At 72.9% G+C, this 14,125-nt stretch carries 11 protein-coding genes; 9 read left to right on the forward strand and 2 right to left on the reverse strand.

Going from position 1 to position 14,125, the window contains the following annotated elements:
- Positions 1-154 precede the first annotated feature (154 nt).
- Positions 155-502 (reverse strand): hypothetical protein, encoded by a 348-nt coding sequence (locus MXD59_RS25365; protein ID WP_248827092.1) that lies wholly within the window; start codon positions 500-502, stop codon positions 155-157.
- A 632-nt stretch (positions 503-1,134) separates the two neighbouring features.
- On the opposite strand from MXD59_RS25365, the gene MXD59_RS25370 reads away from it, so the two are divergent.
- The 6 genes from MXD59_RS25370 to MXD59_RS25395 all read left to right on the forward strand — a co-directional run bounded on the left by MXD59_RS25370 (position 1,135) and on the right by MXD59_RS25395 (position 11,027).
- Positions 1,135-2,820, forward strand: coding sequence for a TIGR02677 family protein (locus MXD59_RS25370; protein WP_248827093.1), 1,686 nt, complete (start codon positions 1,135-1,137; stop codon positions 2,818-2,820).
- On the forward strand, positions 2,817-4,100 hold the full coding sequence (locus tag MXD59_RS25375) for a TIGR02678 family protein (RefSeq protein ID WP_248827094.1): 1,284 nt from the start codon (positions 2,817-2,819) through the stop codon (positions 4,098-4,100). The genes MXD59_RS25370 and MXD59_RS25375 overlap by 4 nt, the downstream gene beginning before the upstream one ends.
- Positions 4,097-8,329 (forward strand): TIGR02680 family protein, encoded by a 4,233-nt coding sequence (locus MXD59_RS25380; RefSeq protein WP_248827095.1) that lies wholly within the window; start codon positions 4,097-4,099, stop codon positions 8,327-8,329. Before MXD59_RS25375 ends, MXD59_RS25380 begins: the two co-directional genes overlap by 4 nt.
- A complete protein-coding gene (locus MXD59_RS25385; RefSeq protein ID WP_248827096.1) occupies positions 8,326-9,765 on the forward strand; it encodes a TIGR02679 family protein in 1,440 nt (479 codons plus the stop codon). The genes MXD59_RS25380 and MXD59_RS25385 overlap by 4 nt, the downstream gene beginning before the upstream one ends.
- Positions 9,766-10,002: 237 nt before the next feature.
- Positions 10,003-10,428: a hypothetical protein gene (locus MXD59_RS25390; RefSeq protein ID WP_248827097.1), complete on the forward strand. Its 426-nt coding sequence runs from the start codon at positions 10,003-10,005 to the stop codon at positions 10,426-10,428.
- 161 nt (positions 10,429-10,589) lie between these two features.
- The gene (locus MXD59_RS25395) at positions 10,590-11,027 is read left to right on the forward strand and encodes a MarR family winged helix-turn-helix transcriptional regulator (protein WP_248827098.1); all 438 of its coding nucleotides are present in this window, start codon (positions 10,590-10,592) and stop codon (positions 11,025-11,027) included.
- Here the strand turns inward: MXD59_RS25395 and MXD59_RS25400 are convergent.
- Positions 11,017-11,991, reverse strand: a complete 975-nt coding sequence (locus MXD59_RS25400; protein WP_248827099.1) for a LysR substrate-binding domain-containing protein — start codon at positions 11,989-11,991, stop codon at positions 11,017-11,019. The two genes, MXD59_RS25395 and MXD59_RS25400, sit on opposite strands and share 11 nt — an antisense overlap.
- Before the next feature lie 170 nt (positions 11,992-12,161).
- Here MXD59_RS25400 and MXD59_RS25405 point away from each other — a divergent pair, with 170 nt between their 5' ends.
- The 3 genes from MXD59_RS25405 to MXD59_RS25415 form a co-directional block, all read left to right on the forward strand.
- Positions 12,162-12,731 carry a peroxiredoxin gene (locus MXD59_RS25405; RefSeq protein ID WP_248827100.1) on the forward strand — a complete coding sequence of 190 codons (570 nt, stop codon included), beginning with the start codon at positions 12,162-12,164 and terminating at the stop codon, positions 12,729-12,731.
- Complete coding sequence (gene ahpD, locus MXD59_RS25410) at positions 12,731-13,279, forward strand: alkylhydroperoxidase, AhpD family (RefSeq protein ID WP_248827101.1); 549 nt, start codon at positions 12,731-12,733, stop codon at positions 13,277-13,279. The genes MXD59_RS25405 and ahpD overlap by 1 nt, the downstream gene beginning before the upstream one ends.
- A gap of 571 nt (positions 13,280-13,850) precedes the next feature.
- Positions 13,851-14,125, forward strand: a 275-nt coding sequence (locus tag MXD59_RS25415) for a GntR family transcriptional regulator (RefSeq protein WP_248827102.1), incomplete at its 3' end; no start/stop codon positions are given.

A 14,125-nucleotide genomic window follows, 5' to 3' on the forward strand; every position in this document is an offset into this window, starting at 1 on the left:
GTCGGGTAGAAACGGTAGCGGTACGCCCGCTTCACCACCCGACTTCCCACACCGGGCAGAACACACGATTCCCCGGTTATTCTGGCAGCCGAGTTGACGCGCAGGCCCCGCCCTGAAGGACGGGGCCTGCGCGCTACGTTTCCCGGTCACCCGGCTAGGCCGCGGACGGGCGCCCGGCGGTCAGTTCGGGGAACCGGGCCTCCCAGCGGCTACGGACCTGCGGCGGCAGAACCAGGTCACCCCAGAGCCGAGCCAGTGTGCGCCCCTCCAACCAGCGGGACAGGTCCGCGGTCCTGGACGCCTCCCGCAGCACCGTCTCGTACATCCGTGCGAGACGGCCGGGGTTCGTCAGGTCGTACCGAGCTGAGCCCGACCAGTCCAGCCACCGGTCAAGAACCACCACTCCCGATGTCGGACCCTGCAGCTCGTCCAAAGAGTTCGCGACCGCGTAGGGACGCACATCGTCGTATCGCGAGCCCGGGGGCGGCCCGCCGGATGGCATACCGCTCATTCTCGACACCACCTCCCAGACAGGTCCCCGCGTCAAAGAGCGCTTTCCCTCTCCAGGGTGGACCAGGCTCAGGCTTACCCTCATCGGCGCCGCCGAGTAGATCACCGCGTGGTACGAGAGGAGCCCTCGCGTCCCATCCAGGTGCGCGATGACCGCGGCCAGCGGCACATGCGGGTGCGTCACCGCCGGCGCGCCGGGCGGTGCGACGGGCCCCCGCTGCGGACGTACCGGCGCTCACCTGCGGACTCCTGACTGGACGGCGAGGCGGGACGAGGACCGATCAGACGACAGACTCGTATGTTTCACATACAGTAGGTATCAAAAATTAATCTTCATGGCCATCCAGCTGGCCGCCGGTAGGCTGAGCCGTCGGCGAGGTTCCGGTACGCCGCTTCGCCCCGGCCAGGTGGAGGTGGTGGCTGGCCAGGTGTAGCCCCGTGCCCACCTGCCGAAAGTCGTCGGGCGCAGAGCCACACCGTGCGGTCGTCGCCAGGAGACGGCGCGGGTGATCCCGACCCGGATGCGTACGCTGGGTGTCCATCTGTGGACCCGTTGGAAACACGCCGGGGTGGGCGTGATATCACAGGGTGAACTTCTGACGGGCAGCCGGGAGGTTGATGCGGGTGGCGGGGGTCGCGACGTCGGAGCGGGCGGGGGGCCGCGACCGGCCCGCGAACATCTCTCGGTTCGGTCCCTTCACCCATGTGACGGTGGAGAAGGCCCCGCTGTACCGGGCCATCATGGGGACGTTCGTCCGGGCGAAGCGCAGGTTCAACGTCCACCTGCGCCCCGAGGACGTCCTGGAGATGCTCGCCCGCGAGCCAGGCCAGGACGGGGACGGGCTGAACGGTCTGGACCTCGGCGGCATCACGGATGTGAGCGCCGAGCTACGCAGCCTGGTCGACTGGGGCAACCTGCGCGGCGATCCGGACACGAGCCGGGTCACCTCCGTCGAGGATTTCAACCGCCCCCGGTTCCTTTACCAGCTCACGCCCGCTGGCGAGGCCGCCGAGACCGCGCTGGAGACCTTCGACGAGACGTTGGGTCGGCGCGGGGAGCTGCAGGCCGTCGCCCTGTCCGACATCCACAGCCAGCTACGGGCGCTCCTGGCTCTGCTGGCGGAACCCGAGATCGATGCGGCGAAGGCGCACCAGCTACTGCGCGACCTGGCCGGGGTCTTTCGCGGGTTGGCGGACAACGCCCAGGCGTTCATGGGCTCGCTGCAGCGCACCATCGATCTGCACGACGCCGACCTCGACGTCTTCCTGGCCTACAAGGAACAGCTCATCGACTATCTCCAGCGGTTCATCCGCGACCTCGTCGTCACTTCGGCGCGGATCGTCGACGTCCTGCGCGAGATCGAGGAGCACGACCTGTCCCGCCTGCTACGGGCGGTCGCCGAGCGCGAGGCCCGCGACGCGGCACCCGACCTCGACTACTCGTCCCAGCCGACACCGTCCCAGCCGACACCGTCGCAGCCGAAGCTGACGCGGGGGAAGCCGACAGGGCCGCTGGCGAACGAGGTGGTCGGCGAGCGGCTGGCGTTGTGGACCGAACGGTGGGAGGGGTTGCGGCACTGGTTCGTCGGCGATCGGCGGCATCCGCCGCAGTCACGCCTCCTGCGGGAACGGGCTCGGGCCGCCGTGCCGGCGCTGCTGTCGGTGGTGCTGGTCCTCAACGAGCGCAGGTCGGGGCGCAGCGACCGGTCGGCGGACTTCCGTGCGCTCGCGCTCTGGTTCGCGCAGGCCCCGAACGACGACGACGCCCACCGGCTGTGGCGGGTGTGCTTCGGGCTTGCTCCAGCCCGCCACCTCACGGTCGACGCGGCGACGTTGGAGGCCCGTGACGCCGAGCCGGTGCCGGCGTCGACGCCGTGGAGCGAGGCACCGCCGATCCTCGTCGACATCCGGCTGCGGCGCACCGGTCGGTACGAACGCAGGGGCGCGCCCAACCGCGTCCGCGACCGCGCGGCCGAGCGCCGGCTGCTGGCCGAGAGGCTGGCGGCCGAGGAGGAGGTGGTGCGGGCCGCACGCCGCCAGCTCGCCACCGGCGAACCCGTGCGCCTGTCCGAGCTGGCTGAGCTTGACGACCCGACCTTCCGACTGTTCCTGGCCGTCCTCGGGGACGCCCTCGCCCGTCGCCGGCCGGGGGAAATCAGCGTCGTGACCAGCAGCGCCGACGGCACTCTGTCCATCTCGCTCACCCCCACCGACGACGGTGTGATCGCGACCGTGCCCACCAGCGCGGGCCGGTTCACCGGCCCCGACCATCTCCTGGAGATCCACGACCTGCTGACGGCGACGGCGTGACCACCCAGCACCGCGCCATCCCACGCGGGCCGCGTCCCGGGGCGTCGTCGACGGCGGTCATCGACGCGCTTGACGCGCAGCGCGCCGCCGAGCGCCGCCGGGCGATGCGTGCGATCCTGCGCCGCCCGCTGCTCGTCGCGCACGGTCCCGACGCCGACACCTTCCGCCTCGTGCGCCGGCACCAGACATGGCTGCGGGACTGGTTCACCCGAGAGACAGGCTGGTCGCTGCGGGTCGACCCGGAGGTGGCCCGACTGGCCAAGATCCCGGCCGATCTGACCGACGGCACCCGCCCGGCCACGGCAGGATCGGCCCAGCAGCCGTTCAGCCGCCGCCGCTACGTCCTGCTCTGCCTGGCCCTGGCCGGCCTGGAACGGGCCGACAACCAGATCACCCTGGGCAGCCTGGCCGACGACGTGATGATGGGCTGCGCCGCCCCTGAGCTCGCCGAGGCGGGCATCAGGTTCAGCCTCGACAGCCGGGACGAGCGCGCCGACCTGGTGGCGGCCGTCCGCGTCCTCCTTGACCTCGGTGTGCTACGCCGGGTCGCCGGCGACGAGACGACCTTCACCGCCGGCACCGGCGACGCCCTCTACGACCTCGACCGCCGGGCGCTGAGCGGCATGCTGGTGACCCGGCGCGGCCCCTCGACCGTCAGCGACATCCCAGGCTCGGCCGATGTCGACGGCCGGCTGGCCGCCGTCGTCGAGGAGCTGACGGCCGACACCGACGACGCGCGCAACCTGGCCCGACGCCAGGCGCTGACCCGGCGTCTGCTGGACGACCCGGTCATCTACTACGCGGATCTGGACGAGGGCGAGCGGGCCTACCTGAGCAGCCAGCGGGTCGCGCTGACCCGGCGGATCACCGAGGCGACAGGCCTGGTCGCCGAGGTCCGCGCGGAGGGGATCGCCATGGTCGACCCCGACGGCGACCTCACCGACACCCGGATGCCCGAGGACGGTACCGATGGTCACGCCACCCTCCTGCTCGCCGAACATCTCGCCCGCGAGGGCGCCCGACGCGGCCCGGACGAGCCGATCGCCGTCGCCGACCTCGACATCCACATGCGCGAGCTGATCGCCCAGCACCAGAAGCACTGGCGCAAGGGTGTCACCGAGCCCGACGCGGAGGTCGAGCTGGTCGACCGGGCACTGTCGCGGATGCGGGCCCTCGGCCTGCTACGCCGACACGGGGACGACGTGTTCGCCCTGCCGGCGCTCGCCCGGTTCGCGCTCGGTGACCTGCGGGACGGCGGCGGACAGGAGGCACTGGCATGACGGAGCCAACGACCGAACGCTGGCAGCCGCTGCGCGCCGGACTGGTCGACGTCTTCCTCTACGACGAGGAGGAGTTCCACTTCCACGAGGGCAACCTGCTGCTACGCGGCAACAACGGCACCGGCAAGTCCAAGGTCCTCGCGATGCTGCTGCCGTTCCTGCTCGACGGTGAGGTGTCGGCCCACCGCGTCGAACCCGACGGCGACCCGAAGAAGCGGATGGACTGGAACCTGCTCATGGGCGGGCGCCATCCCCATCCGGAACGCCTCGGCTACAGCTGGCTGGAGTTCGGCCGGCTCGACGCGTCCGGCGCCGCCGAGTACCGCACGATCGGGGCCGGGCTGAAAGCGGTCGCCAGCCGCGGGTCGGTCGTCACCTGGTTCTTCATCGCCGACGCCCGTGTCGGCGTCGATCTCGACCTGGTCGGCCCGACCCGGACCGCGTTGACGAAGGAACGGCTGCGTGACGCCCTGGGCCCGCGCGGCAACGTCTACGAACAGGCGTCGCGCTACCGGCGTGCCCTGGACGAGGCGTTCTTCGGCCTCGGCGAGGAACGGTACGACGCGCTGATCAACCTGCTCATCGCGCTCCGCCAGCCGCAGCTGTCGAAGAAGCCGGACGAGCGGGCCCTGTCGGTGGCGCTGACCGAGGCGCTGACCCCGCTGGACCAGGCGGTGATCGCGGACGCGGCCGAGGCGTTCCGCGGTCTCGAGCAGGAACAGTCGGATCTGCAGGGTTTCGAGGAGGCGCACGAGGCCGCCACCGCCTTCCTCGGGCACTATCGCCACTACGCCCGGATCAGCGCGCGGCGTCGGGCCCGCGAGCCCCGCGCCACCCAGGCCGCCTACGAGTCGGCGTCCCGCCAGCTCAACGACGTCCGGACGCAGCGGGAGCGGGTCGAGGCCGAGGCGATCCGGGTGGACGGGCAGGACAGGGAGAACGAGGAGCGCATCACCACGCTCACCGCCGAACGGGACACCCTCACCGCCCGCCCGGAGATGGATCAGGCCCGCGAGCTCGTCCGGCTGCGGCAGCGGATGTCCGATCTGGAGCGCGCGGCCAGCCGGGCCGGGGCCGAACTCGCGGCCGTGACGACCCAGCGCGACGGCCTCGTCCGCCGGACCACCGACGCCACCCGGCGGGCCGAGGCGACCACGGTCGCGCTGGAGCGTGCGGTCGATGCCGCCGACGCCGGCGCCGAGCATGCCGGCGTCACCGCCGAACACCAGGCGCTGCTCGTCCCCCTGCGGCTGCCCGACGGTCCGCCCGTCGAGCGGGTGCAGGAGGTGTCCTCGGCCGCCCGGCGCGCGGCCGAGGACGTCACCCGACACCGCGAGGACGCGGTCAAGCTGGTCGCCGGCCTGATCGCGACCGACCGTCGAGCCCAGGAACGGTCGGCCGACCGGCGGCGGGAGCGAGACGAGGCCCGGTCGGTCCTCGATGGGGCGGCCGAGGCCGTAGCCGGCGCCGAGGCGACCCGGCAGGCCGCCTCGGTCGCGTTCGTCGACGCGGCGCGCCGCCACCTCGAGGGCACCGAACAGCTCCGCCTGACCGACCTCGACGACGTCCTCGCCACCGTGGCCGACTGGCTGGACGGTTTCGACGGGGACAGTCCGCTGATCACCGCGGTCATGGCGCGCACCCGCGAGCTGGAGAACGAGTTCGGCGCCGCCGACCAGCGGCTGCGTACCACCGTCGCGCAGGCGCAGGCACGGGTGCGCGACCTGAGCACCGAGCGTCGCGCCCTGGCCGAGGGGGCGCGGCTGTCCCCGCCGGCCCCGCCGACCCGCGCCGCCGACCGGGACGGTCGGCCGGGAGCGCCACTGTGGCAGCTCATCGAGCCGCGCGAGGCGGGTCCGACACCCGCGCCGGCCCTGGCCGCCTCCCCGCCGCCGGGTCCGGCGGAGATCGCCGGGCTGGAGGCGGCGCTGGAGGCGTCCGGGCTGCTGGACGCCTGGCTCAGCCCCGACGGGCGGCTACTCACCCCCGGTACACACGACGTGGCCATCGTCGCCGACGGGGCCGGCGCGGGCCCTGTCGGCGACCACCATCTCGGCGCGGTGTTGCGTCCCGCGGTCGACCGCTGCGACCCGGCAGCGGCCGCCGTCCCCGACACGATCGTGGCCGCCGTCCTGGCCCGCGTCGGGTACGTCCCCGCGGATACGTCCGACGCGGCGGATCCGGACGCCGTCGACCGGGTCGGCGACACCTGGGTCGCCGCGGACGGGCGGTTCCGCGTCGGGCGGCTGCGCGGCTCCTGGACCAAACCGGCGGCCCGCTACCTCGGGCACGCGGCGCGTGAACTGGCCCGCCGCAACCACCTCGCCGACATCGACACCGAACTGGCCGCCCTTGACCGCGAGATCGCCGAGCACAACGCGGCCCGTGTGACCCTGCGCCAGCGCCGGGTCACACTCAACGACGAGGTGGCCGGCCTCCCGGCGGACACCCCGGCCCGCCACACGTTCGCCGCCGCCCGCCAGGCCGACCGCGACCGACACCGCGCCGACGCGGTCCACCAGACGGCCACGCGGACCGCGGAGCGGGCCGAGGACGCGTTCCGGCAGGCCCGGGCCGAACGCGATGAGACCGCCGCCCAGCTCGGCCTGCCGGTCGCGACCGACGAGCTCGAGCAGACCCGCGAGGCACTCGTCGCCTACCGCGTCGCCCTGTCCACGCTGTGGCCCGCGGTGCGGGAACGTGTCGCCGCCGCGGCCCAGCTCGCGCAGACCGAGCAGGACCTGGCCGACGTCCAGGAGCAGGTAGAGCGGCGCGGGATCCAGCACGCCGACGCCCGCGGCGAGCACCTGTCAGCCCGCACGGCGTTCGAGACGAGGGAACGCACGGTCGGTGCCGCCGTCGCCGAGGTACAGCGCCAGCTCGCCGCCGCCCAGCACGCTCTGGACTCCGCCACCGTCCGGCGCCGGGAACTCGGCCAGCTCCGGCTGACGATCGCGGAGGCGGTCGGCCAGGCCCGCGGGCAGGAGAGCGGTCTCACCAGCCGGGTCGCGGACCTCGGCGAGCAGCGCCGGGAGGCGGCCGGCCGGCTGCGCCGCTTCGCCGCCGGCGGACTGCTGGCCATCGCCCTGCCCGAGCTGGCGTTCCCCGACACCGGCCGGGAATGGACACCCGACCCGGCGGTGCGCCTCGCCCGCCAGATCGAGGCGGCGGTCGGCGAGGTGGACGACTCCGACGCCGGCTGGGACCGGGTGCAGAAACTCATCGCGGCCGAGCACGGCACCCTGCGGGAGGTGATGAGCCGCCACGGCCACCACGCCGCCGCGACGCTCACCGACGACGGCTGGGTGGTCGAGGCGACGTTCCGCACCCGCATGATGAGCCCCGCGGAGCTGGCCGACGCGCTCGGCGTCGAGGTGACCGAACGGCGTCGCCTGCTGACCGAACGGGAACGGACCATCCTGGAGAACCACCTCGTCAGCGAGGTCGCCAGCCATCTCCAGGACCTGATCAGCGACGCCGAGCACCAGGTCGAGCGGATGAACGCCGAGCTCGACGAGCGGCCCAACAGCACCGGTATGAAACTGCGCTTCCAGTGGCGTCCCGGCCCGGACGCGCCACCCGGCCTGGGCCCCGCCCGGGACCGCCTGCTGCGCCAGGTCGCGGACGCCTGGTCACCCGCCGACCGGGAAGCCGTCGGCGCGTTCCTGCAGGCGCAGATCAAGGCCGAGCGCGACCGGGACGCCGGCGGGACGTGGCTGGAACACCTCGGCCGTGCCCTCGACTACCGTCGCTGGCACGTGTTCGCCGTGCAGCGCTTCTCCGACGGCCAGTGGCGCTCGGCGTCCGGCCCGGCCTCGGGCGGCGAACGGGCCCTGGCCGTCACCATTCCGCTGTTCGCGGCCGCGTCCGGGCACTACCGCTCGGCCCGTCACCCGCACGCGCCCCGCCTCGTCATGCTCGACGAGGCGTTCGCGGGCGTCGACGACGACGCCCGCGCGTCCTGCCTTGGCCTGCTCGCCGTCTTCGACATGGACGTCGTCATGACCAGCGAGCGGGAATGGGGCTGCTACCCGACCGTCCCGGGCCTGGCCATCAGCCAGCTGTCCCGGCGGGACGGCATCGACGCGGTCCTGGTCACCCGCTGGCGCTGGGACGGCCGCCAGCGCCTCCCCGCCGGCGTCGGGCGGCCCGCCGGCGTTGCCACCGCTACCGACGTGCGGCCCGGCGCCGCCGCGGCTGCCGAGAACACGCTGTGGGACGAGCCGTGAGCACAGAGCCGGTGATCCACCACGGTGTGACCGGCTTCGACCTGACCGAGGTCGGGACAGCCGTCAGTGGGACGGTCGACCTCGAACGGCTCGGCCGGCTGTTCGGGCCACCGACCCAGTGGATCCTTGCACGGGCGCGGTCCCGGCTGGAGCGGGGCGGGTCCCTCACCGGCGCACTCACGTTGCCGGATCCGTCCGAGCAGCAGCGCGTCGCCCTCGCCGGGCTGCTGGGACGCCGCCCTCGGTCGGGCCGTTCCCTGCGGGTCGACGTGGACGACCTCGACACGGTGGTGCGGCGCAGCGGATGCGCGCCGAGCCTCGCGGCCGCCGTCGTCGCGCTCACCGGTCCCGTCGTCGACCGCGCCGCGCTCGCCGCCGAGGCGGCCCGCGACTGGCGGGCCGTGTTCGCCCTGGCCGATCCCCTCGTGGACGCCCGCCCGGCGCTCGGGGCCTGGCGGGACCGGCTTGGCACCACCGGTCTGCTGCGACGGCTCGCCGGTTCGCGGGAGGAGGGGCAGGCGCTGATGGCGGCGGCGGTGTCCGTGCTGGGCGCGCTGCCGGCCGACGGCGCGCCGATCTCGGTGTTCGCCGCCCGGGTGCTGGGCGACGGTCACGGCCTGGACGCCGACCGCCCCCTGTCCAGCCTGGTGCTCGACGCTGTCGCCCTGCTCGGCCGGTCGCTCAGCGCCGATGGCGATGATGGCGCCGATACCGACGCTGGCGATGATGGCGACGCTGGTCCGGACGAGCTGGTGGGACGGACCGCGCGGTCCGCCGAGTGGCGTCGGGAGGCCTGGGCCGCGGTCGGCGTCCTCGTCAGCGAGCTGGCGCTGCCCGTGCTGACACTCGGGCTGCCCGGCGACCGGCACAGCGTGACCGGCCGCGTCCTGGACCTGTGGCGGGGGGCCGGTGAGCCCGTGCACCTGTCACTGCGCCAACTGGTGGGCGACCCACCGACCCTGACCGCGCTGGCTGGCACGGCCGTGTTCGTCTGCGAGAACCCGGCGGTCGTGAGCGCCGCCGCGGACCGGCTCGGCGCCCGATGCCGGCCGCTGGTCTGCGTCGGAGGTATGCCGGCCGCGGCCGCCGCCTCCCTGCTGCGCCTGCTCGCCGACGCGGGCGCCGTCCTGCGCTACCACGGCGACTTCGACTGGGGCGGGCTGGCCATCGCGAACACCGTCACCACCCGGTTCGGCGCCGTCCCCTGGCGGTACGACCGGGCCCACTACGAGCGGGCGCTACGGCCCGGGCTCGCCGGGCTCGCGGGACGCCCCGTCGACGCCCGGTTCGACCCCGACCTGAGCGATGCCCTTGGCGAGCACCGCCATCGGGTTGAGGAGGAGGCCGTCCTCGACGACCTGCTGGCCGACCTCGGCCCCACTCCACCGGCCGACCCCGGTGACGCGCCGAGCGTCGCCGGCCGCGACCCCCACTGACCTTCCAGGTCCGCGGACCTTCCAGGTCCGCGGGCGCGCCGACCGACGTTCTCGGCCGCGTGGAACAGATGACCCGGCGGGTCCCGGGGGCGAGAGGGTGCTTCGCGTCCCTTCCAGGCGTGCGATGAGGTTGTCGCCCCCGCGGCACTCGGAGAGTTCTCGAGCGGTCTCTTCCCAGATCGATACGTTGTGACGACAGCCGGGAAACACGAAGGGCCGATGATGAAGGCAGCGTTGATGGCGGAGGTCGCGGCAGGGATCACCCGCGATCTGCGGGCTTTGATCGCGGCCGACGGAGATCAGGTGCAGGGCTGGGAGCCGATCGCTGAAGGTCCGCCGGATTCTGATCGGGTAACCCGGCGGCGGGCCTACGCGCCGATGGACGGAAGCACCCCGCCGCCTCCCCCCGCGGGCCCTTGGGGCAGCGTCGCTCTCCTCGATGTCGGCACCACGGGAGACCTTCTGGTCATCACCTTTCGATGGTCGCCCACCGGGCAGGTCTTCGCACATGTCAGTAACCTCGCCGAGTTCCTGGACGACGCACGACTGGCCGCCGGCATCATCCAGTACCAGTTGCAGCGGCTGCTGCTGTCCACCCGCTGGCCCGAACCCGTACCTGCTTTGGCCGTCGGCACCGTCACGATCGTGACCGGCCTCGCCTGAACCGCGCACCGGCTGCCGGCGCGTCCATCCGGGTTCGGGCTGCCGGCCGTTGGGCTCCCGGGCATCCGCATCAGACTGTGCCGCGCTGTGCGCGTGTCCGTCGGTAGGCTGAGCCGTCAGCGAACGGAGAGGCGGAGAGGCGGAGATCCCGGGTGGGCGCGATGTTCACGACACCGGTGGCCCTGGTACGCCTGTCCTACCTGGTCAACTCGATCTACGCCGACGTCTGCGCGCGCCACGGGCTGTCGGTGGCGCAGGCGCAGCTGATGTGCGTGCTCAAGGACCAGTCGCGCGGCATGGGCGAGATCAGCGCGATGCTGCGCCTGGACAAGTCCAGCGTCACCGGCCTGGTCGAACGGGTCGAGCGCCGCGGCTGTCTGACCCGCGCGATGTCGGCGACCGACCGCCGCGCCATCACCGTCAGCCTCACCCCCGCCGGCAAGGAACTCACCGACGCCTTCTACGACGAGGTCAGCGAACGGCTGACCGACCTGGCCGCCCACGCCCCCGCCAGGGACCGCGACCACCTGACCCGCATCGCCACCCTCCTCGTCCTGGACGAGAACGTCCCCGACGTCTTCGGCACCGTCACCCCTTGACCACGGTGCCGTCCAGCACCGGGGCGAGGTCGAGGCCGGTGGCGGGCAGGGCGGCGCGGATGCGGGCGGCGAGCAGGGTCCAGTCGGCGAGACGGGCCGAGGTGGTGCGGTAGGCGAGACCGACGCGGCGGTGCGGGGCAGGGCGGCGGAAGGTGGCGACGGCCAGGCCCCGGCCCTCACCGACCTCGACCGGAACCGCCGCGGCGGGCAGCAACGTGAGGCCGAGACCGCCCGCGACCATCTGGACGATGGTGGACAGGCTCGCGGCGCGCAGCGCCGTGCGTTCCTGGGCACCGGCCTCATGGCAGACGTCCAGCGCCTGGGCGCGGAAGCAGTGGCCGTCCTCGAGCAGGAGCAGCTCCTGGCCGCCGAGCGCCGCGACCGGCAGCGAACTTCCCCCGGCCAGTGGATGGGCAGCGGCGGTGACCAGGACGAACTCCTCGTCGTAGAGGGGGATCTCGCCGATGCCGGGCTCGTCGTTGGGCAGCGCGAGCAGCGCGAGGTCGAGCGCGCCGCCGCGCAGCTCGGCCAGCAGGGTCTCGGTCTGCGCCTCCCGCAGCCGCAGCGGTGGGGTCCGGCCACCAGCATCCGCACCGCCGTCGCCGCCGCGCAGCGCGGGCAGCAGGCGAGGCAGCAGGTAGGGGGCGATGGTCGGGATGACGCCCAGGCTCAGATCTCCGGCGAACGGCTCGCGGGCCCGCAGCGCCACCTCGGTCAGGTCGTCCACGGCGCCGAGCACGACCCGGGCGCGGCGGACGATCTCCTCGCCGACGCCGGTGAGCAGCACGCTGCGCGTGGTGCGTTCGACCAGGCTCACCGCGAGGGTGCGTTCGAGGGCGGCGACCGCGCTGGACAGGGTGGGCTGGCTCACGTGCAGCGAGGCCGCGGCCCGGCCGAAGTGCCGGTGGTCGGCGACGGCCACCAGCGCACGAAGCTGGGTCACCGTGGGCTGCGGACTAGCCATAGATCGAGGCTATCAAAACTGCGGAACTTTTCGATTTTACTTCTCAGTTGTTGCTGACGAGAGTGGGCCACGTACCGGACTTCTCCCCGGGGCCCTGCCCCACAGCGGCTCGCGCCCTCCCCGGTGCCACCCGCACCCGGCAGGCCCCACCTCGAAAGGAGCACGCGGACGTGCTGACCGTTGGCGACACCTTCCCTGCCTACGACCTGATCGGCGTCGTCACGAGCGACCCGGACACCGCCTTCGTCCAGGAGTCGTCCACCAGCCGCGCCGGCAAGTGGCGCGTCGTGTTCTTCTACCCGAAGGACTTCACCTTCGTCTGCCCGACCGAGATCGCCGCGTTCGGCCGCATCAACGACGAGTTCGCCGACCGGGACGCGCAGATCCTCGGCGTCTCCACCGACAGCGAGTACGTGCACCTGGCCTGGAAGCAGAACCACCCGGACCTCACCAACCTGCCGTTCCCGCTGCTCGCCGACCTGAAGAAGGAGCTCACCGCCGGCGCCGGTGTGCTCGGCGACGACGGTGTGGCGCAGCGGGCGACCTTCATCGTCGACCCCGACAACGTCATCCAGTTCGTCATGGTCACCGCCGGCAGCGTCGGACGGAACCCGGCCGAGGTGCTGCGGGTACTCGACGCCCTGCAGACCGACGAGCTGTGCCCCTGCAACTGGCAGAAGGGGGAGGCGACGCTTGGCAGCGCGGCCCCGGCCCCGGCCCCGCAGCCGGTCGGTGTCTGATGTCCGTCGCCCGACTGCGGGAGCTGCTCCCCGACTACGCCCGTGACCTGCGACTGAACCTCGGTTCGGTGACGAGCCAGTCGCAGCTGTCCCCCCGGCAGCTGTGGGGCACGGTGCTGGCCGCGGCGATCGCGAGCCGCGGGCGCACCACGCTCGCCGAGCTCGAACCCGAGGCGATGCGACACCTCGACCCGGGCGCGGCCACCGCGGCCCGCACCGCCGCCGCGGTGATGGCGATGAACAACATCTACTACCGGACGCTGCACCTGCTCGAGGACCCGGAGTACTCCCGGCTGCGGGCGGGTCTGCGGATGAACGCGCTGGCCAACCCGGGTGTGGACAAGGTCGACTTCGAGCTGTGGTCGCTGGCCGTCTCCGCGGTCAACGGCTGCGGACGCTGCCTGACCGCGCACGAGCACGAGCTGCGCGAGCGCGGCGTGGCCCGCGAGGTGATCCAGGAAGCGATCCGGGTCGCCTCCGTCGTCCACGCCGTCGCGGTGACCCTGGAGGCCGCGGAGACCTCCGCGGCGATCACCACGACCGTCTGAGTCACCCTCCGACCGTCACCGTCACCGTCACCGTCCGTGGCCCGGCATCCTCGCAACAGGTGCCGGGCCACCGGCCGTTTCCGGGCCACCGAGCCCCCGCCGCCCCGACCGGTCAACCAGTCGGACGAACACCCTCCGGCCGACGACAGCGCGTAGCCATCTCTCTGATCGGGGCCCACCGCCGGCTGGACGGAGCCCTCGGGCGGGCCGGTGCGACTCTGCCCGTCACCACCGACAGCCCCGCGAACGGGGTCACATCGTCCCAGGTCAACCGGCACCTCGCCCCGGGCCGACCGGCGCGGACGGGCAGCGGGCACGGTGTAAGCGAGCAGCTCGGTAGGTGGATGACACATCGGGCGCTACATCTACTCTGCGTAACAATCTGCGTATTACAGCGTGGTACTCCCACGCCCCCCAGGGCCGACCTCTCCGACGCGCTGCCACAATGCGACCTAGTAAGCACGGTTGGTAGCCAACTGGTTTGCAGTGGTTACGAGCCACCTATCAGTGGTCACGCTCAGGCAGCCGCGTCGAACCGGGACAGGCAGCCGTCACCAGGGGGAACAAAAGTATGACGCTTACGCCGTCCGCAGATCTCGCGACGTCCCGCGTCGCGCCACATCCGGTGCGCCTGAGCCGTGGCACCACCGCGGAGGGGACCGCGGCCAGGACCATCACCCGCGGGCTGGGGGGCCCGCTGCTGGCCACGAACCGGGTCGGTCAGCACGTCCGGGTACCCAAGACCGCCGAACTCGTCGCCGCCCACCTGCGCCGCCAGATCGTGCGCGGTGAACTCCACGAAGGCGACGCCCTACCCCCCGAAGCCGTCCTCATGGAACAGTTCGG

The sequence above is a fragment of the Frankia umida genome, from assembly GCF_023242945.1.
Lineage (GTDB): Bacteria > Actinomycetota > Actinomycetes > Frankiales > Frankiaceae > Frankia > Frankia umida.

Bases quoted from the DNA above. Each gene is read 5' to 3' on its own strand.
- MXD59_RS25365 (WP_248827092.1), bottom strand. From the start codon at position 502: ATGCCATCCGGCGGGCCGCCCCCGGGCTCGCGATACGACGATGTGCGT.
- MXD59_RS25380 (WP_248827095.1), top strand. From the start codon at position 4,097: ATGACGGAGCCAACGACCGAACGCTGGCAGCCGCTGCGCGCCGGACTG.
- MXD59_RS25390 (WP_248827097.1), top strand. From the start codon at position 10,003: ATGGCGGAGGTCGCGGCAGGGATCACCCGCGATCTGCGGGCTTTGATC.
- MXD59_RS25395 (WP_248827098.1), top strand. From the start codon at position 10,590: ATGTTCACGACACCGGTGGCCCTGGTACGCCTGTCCTACCTGGTCAAC.
- MXD59_RS25400 (WP_248827099.1), bottom strand. From the start codon at position 11,991: ATGGCTAGTCCGCAGCCCACGGTGACCCAGCTTCGTGCGCTGGTGGCC.
- ahpD (WP_248827101.1), top strand. From the start codon at position 12,731: ATGTCCGTCGCCCGACTGCGGGAGCTGCTCCCCGACTACGCCCGTGAC.